Annotated in this window: 15 protein-coding genes; 12 read left to right on the top strand and 3 right to left on the bottom strand. The window is 60.5% G+C overall.

Annotated elements, in window-relative coordinates:
* Nucleotides 1-97 precede the first annotated feature (97 nt).
* The 7 genes from Q8K09_RS12485 to Q8K09_RS12455 all read left to right on the top strand — a co-directional run bounded on the left by Q8K09_RS12485 (nt 98) and on the right by Q8K09_RS12455 (nt 11,424).
* Nucleotides 98-2,452 carry an arylsulfatase gene (locus Q8K09_RS12485; RefSeq protein WP_305255290.1) on the top strand — a complete coding sequence of 785 codons (2,355 nt, stop codon included), beginning with the start codon at nt 98-100 and terminating at the stop codon, nt 2,450-2,452.
* A 65-nt stretch (nt 2,453-2,517) separates the two neighbouring features.
* Nucleotides 2,518-3,783, top strand: a complete 1,266-nt coding sequence (locus Q8K09_RS12480) for an OmpP1/FadL family transporter (protein WP_305255289.1) — start codon at nt 2,518-2,520, stop codon at nt 3,781-3,783.
* A 243-nt stretch (nt 3,784-4,026) separates the two neighbouring features.
* A complete protein-coding gene (locus Q8K09_RS12475) occupies nt 4,027-4,800 on the top strand; it encodes a transporter (protein ID WP_305255322.1) in 774 nt (257 codons plus the stop codon).
* Between the two features lie 93 nt (nt 4,801-4,893).
* Nucleotides 4,894-5,553: a DUF3313 domain-containing protein gene (locus tag Q8K09_RS12470; RefSeq protein WP_305255288.1), complete on the top strand. Its 660-nt coding sequence runs from the start codon at nt 4,894-4,896 to the stop codon at nt 5,551-5,553.
* Between the two features lie 91 nt (nt 5,554-5,644).
* A complete protein-coding gene (locus Q8K09_RS12465; protein ID WP_305255287.1) occupies nt 5,645-7,912 on the top strand; it encodes a multiheme c-type cytochrome in 2,268 nt (755 codons plus the stop codon).
* Between the two features lie 194 nt (nt 7,913-8,106).
* Nucleotides 8,107-9,114: a DUF4105 domain-containing protein gene (locus tag Q8K09_RS12460; protein ID WP_305255286.1), complete on the top strand. Its 1,008-nt coding sequence runs from the start codon at nt 8,107-8,109 to the stop codon at nt 9,112-9,114.
* A gap of 174 nt (nt 9,115-9,288) precedes the next feature.
* Complete coding sequence (locus Q8K09_RS12455) at nt 9,289-11,424, top strand: patatin-like phospholipase family protein (RefSeq protein ID WP_305255285.1); 2,136 nt, start codon at nt 9,289-9,291, stop codon at nt 11,422-11,424.
* A 37-nt stretch (nt 11,425-11,461) separates the two neighbouring features.
* Here Q8K09_RS12455 and Q8K09_RS12450 read toward each other — a convergent pair whose 3' ends face one another.
* The 3 genes from Q8K09_RS12450 to Q8K09_RS12440 all read right to left on the bottom strand — a co-directional run bounded on the left by Q8K09_RS12450 (nt 11,462) and on the right by Q8K09_RS12440 (nt 14,572).
* Nucleotides 11,462-12,082, bottom strand: a complete 621-nt coding sequence (locus tag Q8K09_RS12450) for an NAD(P)H-dependent oxidoreductase (protein ID WP_305255284.1) — start codon at nt 12,080-12,082, stop codon at nt 11,462-11,464.
* Nucleotides 12,075-13,469, bottom strand: a complete 1,395-nt coding sequence (locus tag Q8K09_RS12445) for a class II fumarate hydratase (protein ID WP_305255283.1) — start codon at nt 13,467-13,469, stop codon at nt 12,075-12,077. The genes Q8K09_RS12450 and Q8K09_RS12445 overlap by 8 nt, the downstream gene beginning before the upstream one ends.
* 101 nt (nt 13,470-13,570) lie before the next feature.
* A complete protein-coding gene (locus Q8K09_RS12440) occupies nt 13,571-14,572 on the bottom strand; it encodes a DUF2804 domain-containing protein (RefSeq protein WP_305255282.1) in 1,002 nt (333 codons plus the stop codon).
* 194 nt (nt 14,573-14,766) lie between these two features.
* On the opposite strand from Q8K09_RS12440, the gene Q8K09_RS12435 reads away from it, so the two are divergent.
* From Q8K09_RS12435 to Q8K09_RS12415, 5 genes are all read left to right on the top strand, one after another.
* Complete coding sequence (locus Q8K09_RS12435) at nt 14,767-15,267, top strand: DUF2059 domain-containing protein (RefSeq protein ID WP_305255281.1); 501 nt, start codon at nt 14,767-14,769, stop codon at nt 15,265-15,267.
* A gap of 13 nt (nt 15,268-15,280) precedes the next feature.
* On the top strand, nt 15,281-15,574 hold the full coding sequence (locus Q8K09_RS12430) for a BolA family transcriptional regulator (protein ID WP_305255280.1): 294 nt from the start codon (nt 15,281-15,283) through the stop codon (nt 15,572-15,574).
* Nucleotides 15,575-15,732: 158 nt separating this feature from the next.
* Nucleotides 15,733-16,671 (top strand): rhodanese-related sulfurtransferase, encoded by a 939-nt coding sequence (locus Q8K09_RS12425; protein ID WP_305255279.1) that lies wholly within the window; start codon nt 15,733-15,735, stop codon nt 16,669-16,671.
* A gap of 3 nt (nt 16,672-16,674) precedes the next feature.
* Nucleotides 16,675-17,307: a DsbA family protein gene (locus Q8K09_RS12420; RefSeq protein WP_305255278.1), complete on the top strand. Its 633-nt coding sequence runs from the start codon at nt 16,675-16,677 to the stop codon at nt 17,305-17,307.
* On the top strand, nt 17,300-19,078 hold the full coding sequence (locus Q8K09_RS12415) for an ABC transporter ATP-binding protein (protein ID WP_305255277.1): 1,779 nt from the start codon (nt 17,300-17,302) through the stop codon (nt 19,076-19,078). The genes Q8K09_RS12420 and Q8K09_RS12415 overlap by 8 nt, the downstream gene beginning before the upstream one ends.
* Nucleotides 19,079-19,172 lie beyond the last annotated feature (94 nt).

Below are 19,172 nucleotides of genomic sequence, written 5' to 3'. Positions count from 1 at the left end.
AACAGTCTTGGCGCAAAATGCCAAGGTAAATTGACGCCTACCGCTACGTGACTACTATCCTGCACCCAGCGACCTTGGGAATTGTGGAGAAAGCAGGATGAAACGTTACGGATCGGTCTTGTGTTGTTTTCTTCTCGGCAGCTTGTCGAGTATCGGTGCTTATGCTCAAACCGGCGCTCCGGCGCTCGAGCGCACGGTGCTTCCAATCGCCGAGCCTGAGCGTCCTCGCTACACCGAACTGGACGTGCGCAATGCCACGCCGCCTGCTCCTTTCCGGATTGAGGCGCCCAAGGGCGCACCTAACGTGATCATTGTGCTGATCGATGATTTGGGTTTTGGCGCAACCAGCACCTTTGGTGGCCCGATTACGACCCCGACCCTCGATGGCCTGGCCCAGCAGGGTCTGCGCTACAACAACTTCCACACCACGGCGGTGTGCTCGCCGACCCGCGCCGCGCTCAAATCCGGGCGCAATCACCATACGGTGAACATGGGCCTGATCACCGAGTTGGCCACGGCTTTCCCCGGCAACACCGGGCAGATTCCCAACGCCACTGCACCCGTGGCCGAGATGCTGCGTCTAAATGGTTACAGCACCGCCGCTTTCGGCAAGTGGCATGAAACGCCTGCGGCGGAAACCGGTGTATCTGGCCCGTTCAACCGCTGGCCTACTCAGCAGGGCTTCGACAAGTTCTACGGTTTCCTTGGCGGTGAGACCAATCACTGGGCGCCGGCGCTGTACGATGGCACCACGCCGATCGAGGCGCCGGAGGACCCGAATTACCACTTCCTCACCGACATGACCGACCAGGCCGTGGCCTGGATGAAGTACCAGAAGGCGCTGACGCCGGATAAACCGTTCTTTGTCTACTTTTCGCCGGGTGCCGTGCATGCGCCGCATCATGTGCCCAAGGAGTGGATCGCCAAGTGGAAGGGTAAATTCGATCAGGGCTGGGACAAGATCCGCGAAGAAAGCCTGGCCCGTCAGATCAAGCAGGGCGTCGTTCCGGCCGGCACCAAGCTGCCGCCCAAACCCACCGCAATCAAGGACTGGGACAAACTTTCGGCTGACGAGAAGCGCTTGTTCAGCCATCAGGCCGAAGTCTTTGCCGCATTCGTCGATTACACCGACCATGAGGTCGGCCGCCTGCTGCAGGCTACCGCCGACATCGGTCAGGCCGACAATACGCTGGTCTACTACATCATCGGCGACAACGGTACCAGCGCCGAAGGCGGCGAGTTCGGCATGAGCAACGAGTACACCTACTTCAACGGTGTACCGGAAAGCCTGGCGGACATGCTGAAGAAGCTGGACAGCTGGGGCAGTGCGGACACCTATCCGCACATGGCCGCCGGTTGGGCCGTGGCCTTCGACGCGCCCTTCGCCTGGACCAAGCAGGTGGCCTCCGATTTCGGTGGTACCCGCAATGGCCTGGTGGTGAGTTGGCCCAAGGGCATCAAGGCCAAGGGCGAAATACGCAGCCAGTTCAGCCATGTGATCGACGTGGCGCCGACCATTCTCGAGGCGGCCGGCTTGCCGGAGCCGAAAGTGGTCAATGGTACCCCGCAGATCCCCATGCAAGGCACCAGCATGGCGTACAGCTTCGATGATGCCAAGGCAGCCGAGCGCAACACCACCCAGTACTTCGAGATCGTGGGCAACCGCGCCATCTACCATGAGGGCTGGTTTGCCCGCACCATCCACCGCGAGGCCTGGGCGCCCAAGCCGATTCGTCCCTTGGCCGACGATGTCTGGGAGCTGTTCGATGTGCGCAATGACTTCAGCCTGAGTACTGATCTGGCCGCCAAGCAGCCGGAGAAGCTCAAGCAGATGCAGGCCCTGTTTATGGCCGAAGCCGAAAAGAACCACGTGCTGCCCATCGATGACCGTGGCTTTGAGCGGGCCGTGCCGGAAATCGCCGGGCGTCTGGATCTGATGGCTGGTCGTACCTCCCTGACCCTGGGCGAGGGCATGACGCGCATGAGCGAAAACGTCTTTATCAACGTGAAGAACAAGTCCAAGACCATCACCGCCGAGGTGGAGATCCCCGCAGGCGGGGCCAATGGCACCCTGATCGCTCAGGGTGGCCGTTTCGGTGGCTGGTCGCTGTACGTCAAGGACGGCGTGCCGGGTTACGCCTACAACTACCTGGGTTTGCAGCAGACTGCACTGCAGGCGAGTAAACCACTGCCGGCGGGCAAGGCCACTGTGCGCTATGAGTTCGCCTATGACGGCGGTGGCCTCGGCAAGGGCGGGCAGGGCACGCTTTACGTGAATGAGCAGAAGGTGGCAGAAGGACGGATTGAGCGCACTCAGCCTGTGGTGTTCTCCGCGGATGAAACGGCTGATGTCGGCGTCGATCTGGCCACCCCGGTGGTGGAAAGCATCGGCAGCGGCCAGCGTTCGGCCTTCACCGGCAAAATCGACACAATCACCGTTCAGGTGCATTGACTCGACGACTCCGGCGCGCATGGTGCGCGCCGGAGTGACGCAACCTATTTGGCAGGATTGAACCCATGAAACCGAATTTCCCCCTGACCCTGCTGGCCTGTCTGGTGGCCTTGCCCCTGCCGGCGCTGGCCGGTGGCCTGATGCTTTATGAGGTTGGCAGCGACGGCGTCGGCCTGGCCAACGCCGGTGCTGCTGCACGTGCCCAGGGGCCGGCGACCCTGGCTAGCAACGTGGCAGGTATGGCGCTGCTGTCCGGTACCCAGGTCAGTGGTGGGGCTCAGCTGTTGCACGGCAATATGCGCTTCGAAGTCGACGGCAACACCACTGTCGGCGGCGGCGACAGTGGCAATGCGGTGGAGTGGATCCCGGGCGCCAGCCTGTTCGTCACCCATGAGCTGGGCAATGGCTGGTCCGTCGGCTTCGCCAACTATGGTGATTTCGGCCTGAGTGTCGACTACGAGGACGACTGGAGCGGTCGCTACTTCCTGCAGGACGGGGCACTGATGGGCATGACCTTTATGCCCAGCGTGGCCTACAAGTTCAACGATCAGTGGGCTGTTGGCCTCGGCTTGATTGGCTACTACGCCATGCTGAGCAACGAGCTGGCGGTGAACAATCTCAATCCGCTGCTGAGCGATGGCCGGGCCAAGTTCGAAGCCGATGACTGGAGCTATGGCGCCAGCCTTGGGCTGATCTATTCGCCGAATCCGGGTACCCGCCTGGGTCTCAGTTACACCAGCGAGATAGACCTGGAGTTCGAGGACAACATGAAGCTTGAGGGCCTGGGCCCGCTAGCCACGAACGCATTGCAAAATCGCGGCGTGCTGGACGCCGCCACTACCCTGAAGATGCAGGTGCCGCAGACCCTGACCTTCAGCCTGTATCACCAACTGGATCCACAGTGGGCGCTGCTGGCCAGCGCCAACTGGCAAGACTGGTCGCGCTTTGGTGAGGTCGGTATCGACCTGGACAGCAACCAGCCCAAGTCGGCTTCCCTGAATGCCAACTTCAAGGACACCTGGCACCTGTCGCTGGGTAGCCAATACCGTTTCGACCCACGCTGGATGTGGTCGGCGGGTGTGGGTTACGACAGCTCGTCGGTGGCCGACAAGGATCGCAGTATCACCGTGCCAATGGGTGAGAACTGGCGTTTCGCTACCGGCCTTACCCATGCGCTGGATGAGCAGACCGAGCTGAATCTGAGCTATGAGTTCGCCTGGATGGGTGACATGCCGGTTACCCAGGAAAAACCCAATGGTGACCGCGTGTCTGGCAGTTTCGACGGTGCCTGGATCCAGGTTCTGAGTGCCAGTGCGACCTGGCGCTTCTAGCACCGGGCTGTTTCATACCAAGGCCTGCGCCTGAGTGGCCTGAGTTCGTAGGGTGCGCTGTGCGCATCACCCACATCGGTCATTCGCCGGTGCGCACGCAGGGTGCACCCTGCCTGTGGGGGGATCGCCAGCAAGCTGGCTGATAAAAAGTGCTTCGGCGCCGCGCAACACAAAACGGCTACATGGCCTTTTCTTTGTATGGGGGGTTAGCAGGTGAAGTGTAACGGTTTGATAGGGGGCTGCCTGGTCCTTGTGGCGAGTGGGGCACTGGCTGATGACGCGGCGGAGCTGGCGAAAAAATCCCTCAATCCCATCGCCGCGATTTACAGCCTGCCGGTGCAGTACAACTGGAACCAGAAGCTGGGGCCAACCAGCGACGGCATCCAGACGGTGACCAATATCCAACCGGTACTGCCGTTTTCCATCAATGAAGATTGGAACTTGATCTCAAGGACTATTCTGCCGGTAATCGATCAGCGCAGCCTGGCCCCCAATGGATTGGCGGATAAGTCAGGTATCGGTGATGTGACCCAAAGTCTGTTCTTTTCACCCAAGGCCGCCACCGAGAGTGGCTGGATCTGGGGCGCAGGCCCGGTATTTCTTATCCCGACTGGTAGCGATGATCTGCTAACCCAGGATCAGTGGGCCGCCGGCCCTACGGCGGTGGTCCTGAAACAGGCCAATGGCTGGACCGTTGGCGCTCTGGCTAATCATCTGTGGTCGCTGGAGGGTAGCCCTGCCGATGACCGTGAAAGGATCAACGCCACCTTTCTGCAACCCTTTGTGTCCTACACCACCTCTACCTACACCAGCTTCGGTGTCAATACCGAGTCAACTTATGACTGGCGGACTAAAGAGTGGTCCGTGCCGCTGAACCTGTCGGTGACCCAGCTGCTGAGGATTGGCGGCCAGCCTTTGAGCATTCAGCTCGGTCCACGTTACTGGCTCGACAGTACGGTAAATGGTGCATACGGCTGGGGTTTCAGGGCGGCGGTGACCCTGCTATTCCCACGTTAAGCTCTTCAGGGCACAGCATTGCGCACATGATGCTGGCATCTATCGACTCTACTTTTAAGCACATCGCCTGTTTACTTGCCTGGAGTGTTAACGATGAAAACAACGAAACTGCTATTGAGCGGCTTATTGGCCACTGTTTTCGCCCTCGGTGGATGCAGTACTACGACCACCAGTCAGTCGCAGTATTCCGGATTCCTGTCCAGTTACGAGGGCTTGAGTGCGGCCAAGACCACCAGTGGTGATAGCGTGCTGCGCTGGGCCGACCCTGATTTCAACGTAGCCAACTACACCCAAGTGATTTACCAGCCCATCCGTTTCTATCCAGAGCCTCATTCCAGCGAACGTATCAACCAGCAGACCCTGCAGGAGCTGCTGGATTACACCAATGACAGAGTGAGTACTGCCCTGTTCAGTCGCCTGAAGCCGGCCAGTATCGGTGCCGGCCCGGGTACCCTGGCGTTTCGCGGGGCCATCACCGGTGTCGATGCTAGTACCCAGGGCCTTAAACCCTATGAGGTGATTCCGGTAGCCTTGGTGGTGGCTGGTGCCATGGCGGCCAGTGGCGGGCGCAGTCAGAACTCCGAGCTGTATCTGGAAGCGGAACTGGTGGACACCTCCACTGGCAAACCCTTACTGCGCGTTGTGCGCAAGGGCCTTGGCAAAACCCTGGATAATGACAAGCAGGTGCTAACTGCCAATGACTTCAAATCGGTGATCGACAACCTGACCCGCGATATATTGAGTTTCCAGTAAGTTCGATGGCGGTGCCTCCCCACTCCTCGCTCTTGGGCTTGGTGTGGCGGGGGCTGGTGAATTGCGTTGTTCTCTCTGTCCGGATTTTAGAATGCCTTTCACTATGCATACCCACCTGCCACGTCAAGGCTTCTGGTTAGTGTTATTGGCTCTTTGCCTGATCCTGGTGGCTGGCATTTATGCCATCTGGTGGGACACACCAGCGGTACCGACCCCTCAGGGTGCAGCGCGCTGGGTGGATGAGCAGCAATGCCAGGGTTGTCATTCCTCACAGGTGCAGGACTGGCAAGGCTCCCATCATCATCTGGCTATGCAGCTTGCCAGTGCTGAGACCGTTCTGGCGGACTTCACTGCCGCGCCGTTGCATACGCCGGCAGAAACCACAGTCTTTAAGCGCAAGGGTGAGGAGTTCTGGGTCACCCTGCCGGGGGCAGACGGCCAGCCAGCCGATTTCAAGGTGGCCTATACATTCGGCGTCAGCCCGCTGCAACAGTATCTGCTGGCGCTGCCGGGTGGTCATCTGCAGGCCCTGGGGGCAGCCTGGAATGTGGAGCAGCAACAGTGGTTCCATCTCTATCCCCAGGTGGATCATCGTGATCCGCTGCACTGGAGCGGTGCGCAGCAGAATGCCAACGCCATGTGCATCGAATGCCATACCACCGGATTCGAGCGCCGCTTCGACAGTCAAACCAATAGTTTTTCCAGCCGTTGGCAGGCTTTGGGCGTGGGTTGTCAGAGCTGTCATGGCCCAGCCTCCAATCATCTGCTTTGGGCGGCCGATCCGCAGGGCTTCGGCACAACCGGCCGTGGCTTGCCGGTGAACCTGAAGGATGCCGGCAATCACACAGAAGTGGAGACCTGTGCCCGCTGCCATAGCCGCCGTGCGGCGCTGGAGGTGGGCTACCACGCAGCAAATCGGCTGTATGACGATTACCAGCCCAGCCTCCTGGCTGCCGGTGTATATGAGGTCGACGGCAAGATTCAAGACGAAGTGTTCGAGTACGGTTCCTTCACCCAGAGTCGTATGCATACCGCCGGCGTGCGCTGCTCGGATTGCCACAACCCCCATAGCACTGAACTGCGCGCCAGGGGCGACGCTGTCTGTACCCAGTGTCATAACCCCAGCGGCCAGGCCATCCGCAGCGGCATTCGAATGGGTGGTTTGCAGGCCAAGGACTATCAGTCGCCGGCTCACCACCATCACCCTGTAGATTCGCCAGGTGCTCAATGTCAGAGCTGCCATATGCCCGGGCGTTACTACATGGGCAATGACCTGCGCCATGACCACAGCTTTAGCCGGCCCAACCCGCGCCAGGCTTTGGAACTTGGTCACAGCGACGCCTGCTTGGGGTGCCACCAGCAGGATGAAACGGGGAAGCTTGTTGAGCAGTTTAACGCCTGGTACGGCATGCCGGCGCCAGCCGACGGCGGCTATGCTCAGGCCCTGTTTTCCGCCCGCAAGGGGCGTGCCGGTGCAGCTGCCGCGCTCTATGCACAGTTGGCGAGAACGGATTTACCTGGGTTGCGCAAGGCGACCCTGCTGGCAGAGTTGCCCCAGTATCCGACACCGCAGGCGGGGCAGATACTGGTTGCGGCCCTGCGTCATCCCGACCCCGTCGTACGCCTGGCGGCTATCGAAGTGGTGGGCGCGCTGACCACGCCCGAGCAACAGGTACAGGCTCTTGGCCCGCTGTTGAATGACCCTCGTCGAGCGGTACGACTGGCCGCCACCTGGCAGTTGGCACAACTACCGCCCGCCTTGCACCAAGGCTTGCCGCGCTGGCCGGCGGTCCTGGCTGACTATGAGCAGGCGCAGCGGGCGCAGCTGGATCGTGCCGAGGCGCTGACCAATCTGGCCGCGCTCTATCAAGTGACCCAGCGCGCCGATCAGGCCGAGTCGAGTTTGCACCTGGCCTTGCAGCGTAATCCGAATTTTCATCCCGCACGGCTAATGCTGGCGCAATGGCTGGAAGCCCAGGGGCAGGCAGGGCAGGGTATCGCGCTGTTGCACGAAAGCACGGCGAATTACCCCGAGGAGGCAAGCCTGTACCACGCACTGGGCCTGGCACTGGTTCGTAGTGGTCAGCGTCAGGAGGCGTTGGCGGCATTGCGTCAGGCTTATGAACTGGCCCCGGAGAATCGCGATTACGCCTATGTGCTCGCCGTTGCCCTGCACGATGCTGGGCAAGTCGAGGCGGCGCTGACCCTGCTGCGCGCCCAGCTAGTGCTGGCCCCGGCCAACCGCACCCTGCGTATGGCCCTGATCAGTTACCTGCGTGAGTCCGGTGCCATACAACAGGCCAATGCATTGTTCGCGGAACTGGCTAGCCTCAATCCCGAGGACCCGCTGTTGTACTAGCATGCCGTTGAAACCAGCATGTGCAAGGGGCAACGACCGCCGTATTGCATGCGCTGCGTCCAACCCTTACAGGCTATGCAGAACCCTATTCTTTCTTCGGCCGCGAGTCAGATGTGCATGGTGACGTGGTCATGCAGGTGGCATGTCGCAGCGTCCAAGGCAGGGCTTGAAGTGATCAGAATGAGGCAGTCACGATGAAGCGTATTACAACCATCATAGGCCTGCTGCTGCTAGGGCTGCTGATCTTGGCACTAGGTGCCTGGGGCGTATTGGCCATCGTCTTCGCCGGGGACGATGCGGGTCTTTTACGGTTAGCCCTGGCCCTACTGTTTGCCCTGTCGAGCCTGATCGCCTTGCTTGGCCTCGGTATGGCGCGCTGGCGCAGGCGGGCGCTGCTGGCCTATCTGTTGCCCCTGGCTGCGCTGTTCTCCTGGTATCAGGGCATCGAGCCGTCCAACGCGAGGCATTGGCAGGCGGATGTGGCGGTACTGCCATATGCCACCATCGTCGGGAATCGGGTCACGGTGCATAACATCCGCAACTTCGAGTACCGCAGCGAAACCGACTACACCCCAGCGTATTACGACCGGGAGTTCGATCTACGCCAGCTGGTGGGGGTCGACATGGTTACTTCGTATTGGATGGGGCCGGCCATTGCCCATGTGTTTCTCAGCTTCGCGTTTGCTGACGGTGCGCATCTGGCCATATCCATCGAGACGCGCAAGGAACGCCACGAGAGCTACTCCACCCTCAAGGGTTTTTTTCGCCAGTACGAACTTTACTACGTGGTAGCCGACGAGCGCGACGTGATCCGGCTGCGCACTAACTATCGGCGCGATCCGCCGGAAGATGTCTACCTGTATTCCCTCCGTGCCCCGATCGAGAATGGCCGGCGCTTGTTTCTGGAGTACCTGCACCGGATGAACTCACTGAGGGATCGGCCGGAGTTCTACAACACCCTGACCACCAATTGCACGACGCGCATCTGGATGAGTTCACGGGTTAACCCGCAGCATATTTCCTTTAGCTGGAAAGTCCTTGCCAGTGGTTATGTGCCCGAATATCTCTATGAAAACGGCTATCTGCAGAATGCCCAGCGGCCCTTCAGCGAGGTGCAGCGTGATGCCCTGATCAACACGCGAGCCCGCCAGGCGAGCGACTCGGCGGACTTTTCCCGCCTGATCCGAACCGTATCACCCTGAACCTGTGAATGGGGCCTGCTGGCCGCTGCGCAGACATAGCTAAAAATATCCCTGGGAGGATGTATGAACGCAGGGTTTGTCCGTTACATGTATCCGTTATGGATAGCCATTACGGCTGCATGCTTATCCGCATCCCTTCTGGCCGCCAATCACCAGCGGACCGAATCCGCGGCCTTGGACGAGGCGCGCCCGCGCATCTGCCTGGTGCTTTCCGGTGGTGGCGCGCGCGGTGCTGCCCATGTCGGTGTGCTCAAAGTGCTGGATGAATACCGTATTCCAATCGACTGTATCGCCGGGACCAGCATGGGGGCGCTGGTGGGAGCTGCCTTCGCCACTGGTATGTCACTACCGGAGATGGAGCAGTTGCTCGGTAGTATTTCCACCGAACTGCTGTTCAAGGAAAACCCGCCGCGGCAAGAGCAGAATATGCGCCGCAAACAGGATGACTACACGATTCTCTTCACCCCCGAGGTGGGTTTGCAGCAGGGCCAGGTGAAGGTCGGCAAGGGCTTGGTGACCGGGGTGCAACTGGAAACTGTGCTGCGCCAGTTGAGCAAGGCAAAAGGCTTCTACGTGTTCGATGACCTACCCATACCCTTCCGTGCGATCGCTACCGACTTGGTCACCGGCAAGGCCGTGGTCTTCGACCGGGGCGAACTGGCGAACGTGATGCGCGCCAGCATGTCGGTACCGGGTGCTGTGGCCCCGGCCGAAGTCGATGGCATGCTCCTGGTCGATGGCATGCTCACCAGCAACCTGCCCGTGCAGACTGCCCGTGAAATGGGGGCGGATATCATCATCGCGGTCAATGTCGGGACCCCGCTGCTCAAGCGCGAGGAGATCAACGGTATATTCGGCGTCACCGGGCAAATGCTGAGCATCCTGACCGAGCAGAACGTCCAGGCCTCGCTGGCGACGCTGACGGACCAAGACATCCTGATTTCCCCGGAGCTGGGCAATTTCTCTACTGGCGATTTCGACAACCTGAGACAGATTGCCCCGCTGGGGGAGACCGCCGCACGCCAGGTGTCCGCCCAACTTCAGCACCTGTCCATGCCGCCCGCGGACTATGCCGCTTTGCGTCAGCGCCAGCAGATCACCGTGCAGCCTGAGCAGCGGGTGGTAGATGAGATCCGCTTCGAGAACCTGCAGCGGGTCAATCCCAACTATGCCCAGGCAGTGCTGGATACCCGGGTGGGCGAGTTGATCGATCAGCCCACCCTGGATCGCGATCTGCGTCGTCTGTATGGCACCGGCCACTTCGAGCATGTGAAGTACAGCCTGCTGGATGATGCCGGCAAACATGTGCTGGCCATTGATGCCGCGGAGAAATCCTGGGGGCCTGACTACCTGCGTTTCGGTCTGGGCCTGTCCACTGACTTCAGTGGCGACGCCTACTTCAACCTGCTCGGCAGCTATCGGAAAACCTGGCTCAATGAACTGGGCGCCGAGTGGCGCAGCGATCTGCAGATTGGTCGTACCAGTGGCCTGTACAGTGAGTTCTATCAGCCCTTAAGCGCTACGGGGCCGTTGTTTGTCGCCCCGCACCTGACTATTGAGCGGCGTACCGCCGACCTCTATCAGCAAGATGATCGGATCGCCAGCTATGAGGTGCTGGAAAAATCCGCCGGGGTCGACCTGGGCAGTCATTTCAGCCGCTATGGTGAATTGCGTCTGGGTATACTCGGGGGTATCTTGGAACCGACCCTGGATACCGGCCCGCAGATCCTGTCGCCGGGCGAGTCGCGGGTACAACTGGGCGCGTTGACCGGCCGCCTACTACTTGATCAGCTCGACAGCGTTCATTTCCCCCGTTCGGGCTGGCGTGCGGGGTTGAATATCTATGATTCGCGCAGTGCGCTGGGCGCGGATGAAGCATTCACCCGTGTGGTTGCTGATGGCACGCTGGCCAAGTCGTTCGGTAATCACACGTTCAACTTCTCCATGAAAGTGGGAGACAAGCTGGGCAGTGCCCCCTTGCCACGTTACGAGTACTTCCAGTGGGGCGGTTTCCTCCAGCAGTCTGGTTACTCCACCGGCCAGTTGCTCGGCGAAAGCCTGCAGTTCGGCCGTCTTATGTACTACCACCGGATTATGCGCGGCACTCTGCTGGAGGGTGCTTATGGCGGCTTATCCCTTGAGGCTGGACGTATCGGCAACCCACTAGTGCGTGGCAATTCGGAGGATTGGCTGAAATCCGCCAGCATCTTCGTTGGCGCAGACAGTCCCCTGGGGCCGCTATATCTGGGTTACGGGCGGGCACAGGACGGCAACAACAGTTTCTACCTCTACTTGGGGAGGCCGTTCTGAATGGTGTCTGTACTCCTCTATGGATATCCAGGCCGTTTCAGGCGCGGCTGCCGAGGGTTTCGGCGCGGCGTAGCCAGCTTTGGCGTTGTTCTTCGGAGGAGTTGCGGACCGGGGCGAACTCGCTCAGGCGTCGGGTTTTGATGCCGCTGAAACCGAGGATGGTGCGGGTCATCTGTCGATGCGCCGGCGCGCCATAGATCCAGCGGAAGTACCAGGGCGGGGTGTCCAGGGTTACCAGCAAATCGGCGGTACGGCCACTCAGCAGCTTGTCCCATAGTTGCGAGCGACTGCGGTACTTGAAGGCGAAACCAGGCAGGAACACCCGATCAAAGAAGCCTTTGAGCAGTGCCGGTAAGCCGCCCCACCAGACGGGGTAGACGAACACCAGGTGTTCGGCCCAGTGGATCTGCCGTTGGGCTTCGAGCAGGTCCGGCTCCAGGGTCTGGCTCTGGTCATAACCGTCGCGCAGCACTGGGTCGAAGCTCAGTTCGCCGAGTTTCAATTGTCGCACCACGTGCCCTTTGCTGCGCGCGCCCTGGGCATAGGCTTCGCCAAGGGCGTGGCAGAGGCTATTGGTTTTTGGTGTGCCGAGGATCATCAGGATGCGTTTACCATCGCCTTCGATGGGGGTGGCGCCGCTTTTGCCTGCATCAGTCATGGTGGCCTGCTCCAAGCATGGTGTGCGGGCGTACCCAGGCGTCGAATTGTTGTGCTGTCAGGTAACCCAGTTGCAGTGCGGCTTCGCGCAGGGTACTGCCGTCCTGATAGGCTTTCTTGGCGATTTCAGCGGCTTTGTCGTAACCGATATGCGGGTTCAGGGCCGTGACCAGCATCAGGCCGCGTTCCAGGTGCTTAGCCATTTGTGCTGCATCCGGTTGCAGGCCGGCGATGCAGTGCTGCTGGAAGTTGCGACAGCCGTCGGCGAGCAGGCGAATCGACTGCAGCAGGTTGTGGATGATCACCGGTTTGAACACGTTGAGCTGCAGATGGCCTTGGCTCGCGGCAAAACCAATGGTCACGTCGTTGCCCAGTACCTGGCATGCCAGCATCGACAGCGCTTCGCATTGGGTCGGGTTGACCTTGCCTGGCATGATCGAACTGCCAGGCTCGTTGGCCGGTAGTTTGACCTCGGCAAACCCTGCACGCGGGCCTGAGCCGAGCAGACGTAAATCGTTGGCGATTTTCATCAGGGCCACCGCAAGGGTTTTCAGCGCCCCGGAAAGGCTGGTCAGGGGTTCGTGGCCGGCCAGGGCGGCAAATTTGTTGGGCGCGCTGACCAGCGGCAGGCCGCTCAACGCCGCGAGTTCGGCGGCGATGGCTTCGGCAAAACCCGGCGGTGAATTGAGTCCGGTACCGACGGCAGTGCCGCCTTGAGCCAGCTCGCAAACCGCCGGCAGGGTGGCGCGGATCGCTCGCTCGGCATAGTCGAGCTGGGCGACGAAAGCAGAGAGTTCCTGGCCGAAGGTGATCGGTGTGGCATCCATCATGTGAGTGCGCCCGGTCTTCACCAGTTTACTGTGGCGTGCGGCTTGCTCGGCCAGCCCGCCAGACAGTTCGGCCAGGGCCGGCAGCAAGTCATGCAGCACGGCGCTGGCAGCGGCGATGTGCATGGCCGTGGGGAAGCTGTCGTTGGAGCTTTGTGCGCGGTTGACATGATCATTGGGGTGCACCGGACTCTTGCCGCCGCGCGCGCTGCCGGCCAGTTCGTTCGCGCGGCCGGCGATTACCTCGTTGACGTTCATGTTGCTCTGGGTACCGCTGCCGGTTTGCCAGACCACCAACGGAAATTGCGCGTCGTGCTGGCCGGCCAGTACTTCGTCGGCGGCTTGCTCGATCAGCCTGGCAATGTCCGGCGGGAGGTCGCCGATGCGGTCATTGACCCGCGCGGCGGCTTTCTTGATCAAGGCCAGGGCATGCAAAACGGCCACTGGCATGCGCTCCTCGCCGATGACGAAGTTGACCAGTGAGCGTTGGGTTTGCGCGCCCCAGTAAGCCGTTTCAGGTACTTCAATGGGGCCTAGACTGTCAGTTTCGGTGCGGCTCATGGAACTCTCCAGAAGGCTATTCAGCAAGTTTAGGCCGCTGCAAGGGTTCGCAGGTTCCCTAACCGGCTGCCTGTGGTGCTTGTGCGCTGTCGGCAGTGGCTCTACCAGCGCGCTTGGGTTTTCCCCAGCCAGCCCAGCGCTCGATTGACCGGCACGCATGCGCCTGTTGGCCCGCGGAGTATGCCGTCAAAATGGCCAAACCACTGTTGGGTATCGGCGTAGAAGGGACCGAAGCGTGGGCAGGCTTTGTGTAGCTGCTGCGCCGTGAAGGTCAAGTCGACACGTCCGTCGAGGCTGTTCAGGCGCCACGGCGCCAGTGGTGTCTGGGGTTGTTGGATCAGTACCTGGGTATCCAGGTGCAGCAATTCACCGCCGAACCACAGGGCGTTTTCCGACAATCCGCTGTGATCGGTCCAGCCCGCCCCGAAGTTGCCGGCAATGCCGCCCGGCGCGACAAAGGCGGCGCGCGTCCAGCGGCTGTGCAATGGCCAGACACCGCGGCCAAAGTCCATGGCGGCGAAGCTCTGTCCGGCGGTGCAACTGTAATGGTGGTTGCCCAGTTGCACGCTGCCGCGAGTAGGCAGCCCCATTTGTCGACATGTCGCGTGAAAGTGTCGCGGGCCGAGCGGAGCGACCAGGTTGACCGAGTCGAGGTGAGCGGGTCGCTGGATATCCAGGTCAACCTGCAGTGGTTGGCCGCCTATATCTGGTGCCGCAACCGTCAGGCGTAGGCGTCCAGGCTGCTCAATAACGCGAAATTGCAGGCGTGGGTGGCAGAATTCATGGCTTTGCTCAGGCTGACTTGGCAGCCCGCACTCTTTTCCAAACAGACGCAACTGACTATGCGCGATTGACTGCCCGTTGCTCAGGTCGAGGAAGTAGGCGGCGCCGTAGCCCACATAGTCGAGGTCGGCCTGGGTCAGGGAGAGCATCCAGTGCGGGGTGGTGATACACCAGTGGTTCCAGCGTTTACGGCGGCCGAGGTGACCGGGCAGGGCGCAGTCGACCCGAGGGCGGGGCGACCAACCAATGGCCTGCGGATTGAGCTGGCCTCGAGCGTCGCACAGGGGGATCGCGCATGAGGCGTGTGGGTGGCTGTTCATCGATTACATCCATGTATGTTGCTGCAGATAGCGCAGCGCGTTCGTTGTCATCGAAGCGGGTAGACGTGCCCGCACCTGCAGAGTAAGGCAAGTGCCGGCGTTGCGCTGCGTTTGCTTGAGTGGCGGACGGGCTTGGGCACAAAATGGTCGGCCATGGGTCATACCTACTCGTCCCATTAAATCCGGAGCCTAAAATGTCACGTTTTTCTGCCCTCTGTGCCGTCGCCGTATTGACCTGCGGCAGCGCTCAGGCGTTTGCCGATGCCACCAGCCATGCTGCCGATGCGGAGCGTTTTTTACAGCTGGCTCAGGCCGACAAGCTGGTGGTGCCCGTCTATGCCCAGGTGCAACAGATGTTCGCCCAGCGGTTTGCCGAAAGCGGTACGGGCAAGGACAAACAGGCGCTGCTGGAAACCTATCAGGCCAAGGCCAACACCGAGCTGGATCGGGCGGTCGCCTGGGACAAACTCAAGCCAGACATGATCAAACTCTATACCAGCAATTTCAACGAGCAGGAATTGCAGGAATTGGTTAGCTTCTATCAATCGCCATTGGGCCAGAAAGTCTTGCAAAAGATGCCGATGTTGACCGAGCAGTCGGCACAGCTCACTCAGGGTAAACTGCAAGCAGCCGTGCCGAAAGTGAATAAGCTGCTGGCGGACATGACCACTGAGCTGGAGCCGAAAAAACCGTGAATGGAGTTTTAATATGTCGAAATTAGCTCAACTGCAGACTGCTTTGGCTGCACTTGATCCTTTGCATCTTGAGGTGCTGGACGAAAGTCACATGCACAGCAGGGGGCTGGAAACCCATTACAAAGCCGTGATCGTCAGCCCTTTATTTGCGGGCTTGAATGCAGTGAAGCGCCATCAGAAGGTCTACGCCAGCCTTGGTGAGCTGATGGGCCAGGTGCATGCCCTGGCGCTGCACACCTATACCCCCGAGGAGTGGGCGCAGCAAGGTGTCGCGCCAGCCTCGCCGACCTGCAAGGGCGGGCATTGACGCTACGCGAGTGGCGCAGGCGTTGAACCTCTGTTGATCCGCTCTACACGGCAAGCGCCAAGAAAAGTAAACTACGCAGCGCGCCGGCTTACGCCGGCGCGTTCGTTTGTAGATCCAGTCCGCCCTTTACGTGGGCGACTACTGAAGGAAGAAGCTTGATGACTGACAAAATAGTTGTGGCCGCGCTGTACAAGTTCGTTTCCCTGCCGGATTACCTTGCATTGCGCGAGCCCCTGCTGCAAAGCATGCTGGCCAATGGTGTCAAGGGCACCTTACTGATCGCCGAAGAAGGCATCAATGGCACCGTTTCCGCTTCGCGCGCCGGCATCGACGGCCTGCTCGCCTGGTTCGCCCTGGATCCGCGCCTGGCCGATGTCGATCACAAAGAGTCGTACTGCGACGAACAGCCGTTCTACCGCACCAAGGTCAAACTGAAGAAGGAAATCGTCACCCTGGGCGTGCCGGGCGTCGACCCGAACCAGCAGGTTGGCACCTATGTTGACGCCCAAGATTGGAACGCATTGATCAGCGATCCCGAAGTATTGTTGATCGACACGCGCAACGACTATGAAGTGGCGATCGGCACTTTTGACGGGGCGGTCGACCCCAAGACCAAATCGTTTCGCGAGTTTCCCGATTACATCAAGGCGCACTTCGACCCGGCCAGGCACAAAAAAGTGGCGATGTTCTGTACCGGCGGGATTCGTTGCGAAAAGGCGTCCAGCTATATGCTCGGTGCTGGTTTCGCCGAGGTGTTCCATCTCAAAGGCGGGATCCTCAAGTACCTGGAGCAAGTGCCGCAGGAACAGACCAAGTGGCGCGGGGACTGCTTCGTCTTCGACAACCGGGTCACGGTGCGGCATGACCTGACGGCGGGCGACTATGACCAGTGTCATGCCTGCCGCACGCCGATTTCCGTGGAAGATCGTCAGTCCGAGTACTACACCGCAGGCGTAAGCTGCCCGTATTGCTGGGATTCGCTGCCGGAGAAGACCCGCGCCGGCGCTCGCGAACGGCAAAAGCAGATCGAACTGGCCAAAGCACGTAACCAACCGCATCCATTGGGTTACAACCCACGCCACGTTAACGAGGGATAGACCATGCAAGCGCGCTTGCTCTACGTGATGGATCCGATGTGTTCCTGGTGCTGGGGCTTTGCCCCGGTACTCGAGTCCCTCGTCGAGCAGGCGGCTGCGGCCGGTGTCCCCTTGCAGCTGGTACTCGGCGGTCTGCGTCGTGATAGCGTGGCCATCGACGCGGCTGCCCGGGTGCGTTACCTGGGTTACTGGCAAGCGGTCAATGCCAGTACTGGTCAGCTATTCAATTTCATCGACGGCTTGCCCGAGGGCATGGTCTACGACACGGAACCGGCCTGCCGAGCGCTGGTTACCGCACGGAGCCTCGATGCGCAAAGCGTCTGGCCGCTGACCCAGTTGATCCAGAACGCTTTTTATACCAAGGGCGAAGACGTCACTCGGGCCAGTGTGCTGGTCGGCCTGGCCGAGCGTGCGGGGATTCCACGAATCGCATTTGCCGCCGCGTTCGACAGTGCTGAGCAGCGTGAAGCCACCAGTGCCGATTTCAGCTGGGTGCAGGACTTGGGTATATCCGGGTTCCCCACCCTGCTGGCCGAGCATAACGGCCAATTGGCTCTGCTGACCAATGGCTATCAGCCCCTCGACGTTCTGGCGCCCTTGCTCGGTCGTTGGTTGGAGCGCGCGGCTCATGCCTGATCGATTGAGCTGGGCGGAAATCCGCCGCCTGGCCTTGCATCACAAGAAAGCCCTGGTTCTGGCCAATCTGGTGGCGTTTTTCGCCACTCTGTGCAGCGTGCCTATTCCACTGCTGCTGCCATTGCTGGTCGACGAAGTATTGCTCAATGATGGCGATACCGCGCTCACGGTGATGGATCGCTTTCTCCCCACAGGCTGGGAAACCGCGGCCGGCTATATTGGCCTGATGCTGGTGTTGACCTTGCTGCTGCGGAGCACCGCATTGATCTTCAACGTGTTGCAGGCACGCCTGTTCGCGCGCTTGTCGAAAGACATTGTCTACCGTATTCGCATTCGTCTGCTCGAGCGGCTCAAGCGCATTTCCCTCACTGAATACGAGAGCCTCGGCGGCGGCACCGTGACCACCCACCTGGTCACCGATCTGGAAACCCTGGACAAGTTCGTCGGCGAAACCCTCAGTCGTTTTCTGGTTGCTGTGCTGACCTTGGCAGGCACATCGGCGATATTGCTGTGGATGCATTGGCAACTGGCGCTGTTGATCCTGTTGTTCAATCCGCTGGTGATCTACGCCACGGTGCTGCTGGGCAAAAAGGTCAAATACCTGAAACGCCTGGAAAACGACAGTACCTCGCGCTTTACCCAGGCGCTCACCGAAACCCTTGAAGCGATCCAGGAAATTCGTGCCGGCAATCGCCAGGGATACTTTCTTGGTCGTCTTGGCGGGCGAGCGCGGGAGGTGCGTGACTACGCCGTGGCCTCGCAATGGCGAACCGACGCCTCGAATCGTGCCAGCGGCCTGCTATTTCAGTTCGGCATCGACGTGTTTCGTGCTGCAGCGATGCTCACCGTGCTGTTCTCCGACCTGTCGATTGGCCAGATGCTCGCGGTGTTCAGCTACCTGTGGTTCATGATCGGCCCGGTCGAACAGTTGCTCAACCTGCAATACGCGTTCTACGCCGCCGGTGGTGCGCTGGCGCGGATCAATGAATTGCTCGCGCGGCGTGACGAGCCACAGTATCCAGGCGGTGCAGATCCGTTCACCGGGCACGAAACCGTCGGCATCGAGGTGCGTGGCCTGACCTTCGCGTACAACGACGAACCGGTGCTGGACAACCTCAACCTGAGCATTGCGCCGGGTGAAAAGGTGGCCATCGTCGGTGCCAGTGGCGGCGGCAAGAGCACCCTGGTGCAGCTGTTACTGGGTCTTTACACGCCGCAGGCGGGGATCATTCGCTTCGGCGGCTGCAGCCAGCAGGAGATTGGTCTGGAAACCGTGCGTGAGCAGGTCGCGGTGGTGTTGCAGCATCCGGCGCTGTTCAACGATACGGTGCGTGCCAACCTGTGCATGGGCCGTGAACGCAGCGACGAAGCCTGTTGGCGCGCCCTGGAAATCGCCCAGTTAGCCGGCACCATAAGCGCGCTGCCAAAAGGTCTGGACAGTATCGTCGGCCGCTCCGGCGTGCGCCTGTCCGGCGGCCAGCGCCAGCGCCTGGCCATCGCGCGCATGGTGTTGGCCGAGCCGAAAGTGGTGATTCTCGACGAGGCCACCTCGGCCCTCGATGCCGCCACCGAATATGCCCTGCACCAGGCCCTCAATCAGTTCCTGCGCGGGCGCACCACCCTGATCATCGCCCACCGCCTGAGTGCGGTGAAGCAGGCGGATCGGGTCCTGGTATTCGATGGCGGCAGCGTCGCTGAGGATGGCGATCATCAGCAGCTGATCGCCGATGGCGGGCTATACGCCAAGCTGTATGGACATTTGCAGCATTGAGACAACGGGCAAAGTGATGCTATCTGGCGCGCTTCTTACCTTGTGCGCCTGGCCGTTGCCTCGCTAAGTCACCCGCTGCGGCCTTACCCTTGCA

This window comes from Pseudomonas sp., from assembly GCF_030683065.1.
Lineage (GTDB): Bacteria > Pseudomonadota > Gammaproteobacteria > Pseudomonadales > Pseudomonadaceae > Aquipseudomonas.
Note: the sequence above shows the minus strand (reverse complement) of the source record. Positions and strands in the feature narration are given on the sequence as shown.

What these genes read in the sequence shown, in the direction of transcription:
- Q8K09_RS12485 (WP_305255290.1), top strand. Translation starts at nt 98, where the DNA reads ATGAAACGTTACGGATCGGTCTTGTGTTGTTTTCTTCTCGGCAGCTTG.
- Q8K09_RS12480 (WP_305255289.1), top strand. Translation starts at nt 2,518, where the DNA reads ATGAAACCGAATTTCCCCCTGACCCTGCTGGCCTGTCTGGTGGCCTTG.
- Q8K09_RS12470 (WP_305255288.1), top strand. Translation starts at nt 4,894, where the DNA reads ATGAAAACAACGAAACTGCTATTGAGCGGCTTATTGGCCACTGTTTTC.
- Q8K09_RS12465 (WP_305255287.1), top strand. Translation starts at nt 5,645, where the DNA reads ATGCCTTTCACTATGCATACCCACCTGCCACGTCAAGGCTTCTGGTTA.
- Q8K09_RS12460 (WP_305255286.1), top strand. Translation starts at nt 8,107, where the DNA reads ATGAAGCGTATTACAACCATCATAGGCCTGCTGCTGCTAGGGCTGCTG.
- Q8K09_RS12450 (WP_305255284.1), bottom strand. Translation starts at nt 12,082, where the DNA reads ATGACTGATGCAGGCAAAAGCGGCGCCACCCCCATCGAAGGCGATGGT.
- Q8K09_RS12445 (WP_305255283.1), bottom strand. Translation starts at nt 13,469, where the DNA reads ATGAGCCGCACCGAAACTGACAGTCTAGGCCCCATTGAAGTACCTGAA.
- Q8K09_RS12440 (WP_305255282.1), bottom strand. Translation starts at nt 14,572, where the DNA reads ATGAACAGCCACCCACACGCCTCATGCGCGATCCCCCTGTGCGACGCT.
- Q8K09_RS12435 (WP_305255281.1), top strand. Translation starts at nt 14,767, where the DNA reads ATGTCACGTTTTTCTGCCCTCTGTGCCGTCGCCGTATTGACCTGCGGC.
- Q8K09_RS12430 (WP_305255280.1), top strand. Translation starts at nt 15,281, where the DNA reads ATGTCGAAATTAGCTCAACTGCAGACTGCTTTGGCTGCACTTGATCCT.
- Q8K09_RS12425 (WP_305255279.1), top strand. Translation starts at nt 15,733, where the DNA reads ATGACTGACAAAATAGTTGTGGCCGCGCTGTACAAGTTCGTTTCCCTG.
- Q8K09_RS12420 (WP_305255278.1), top strand. Translation starts at nt 16,675, where the DNA reads ATGCAAGCGCGCTTGCTCTACGTGATGGATCCGATGTGTTCCTGGTGC.
- Q8K09_RS12415 (WP_305255277.1), top strand. Translation starts at nt 17,300, where the DNA reads ATGCCTGATCGATTGAGCTGGGCGGAAATCCGCCGCCTGGCCTTGCAT.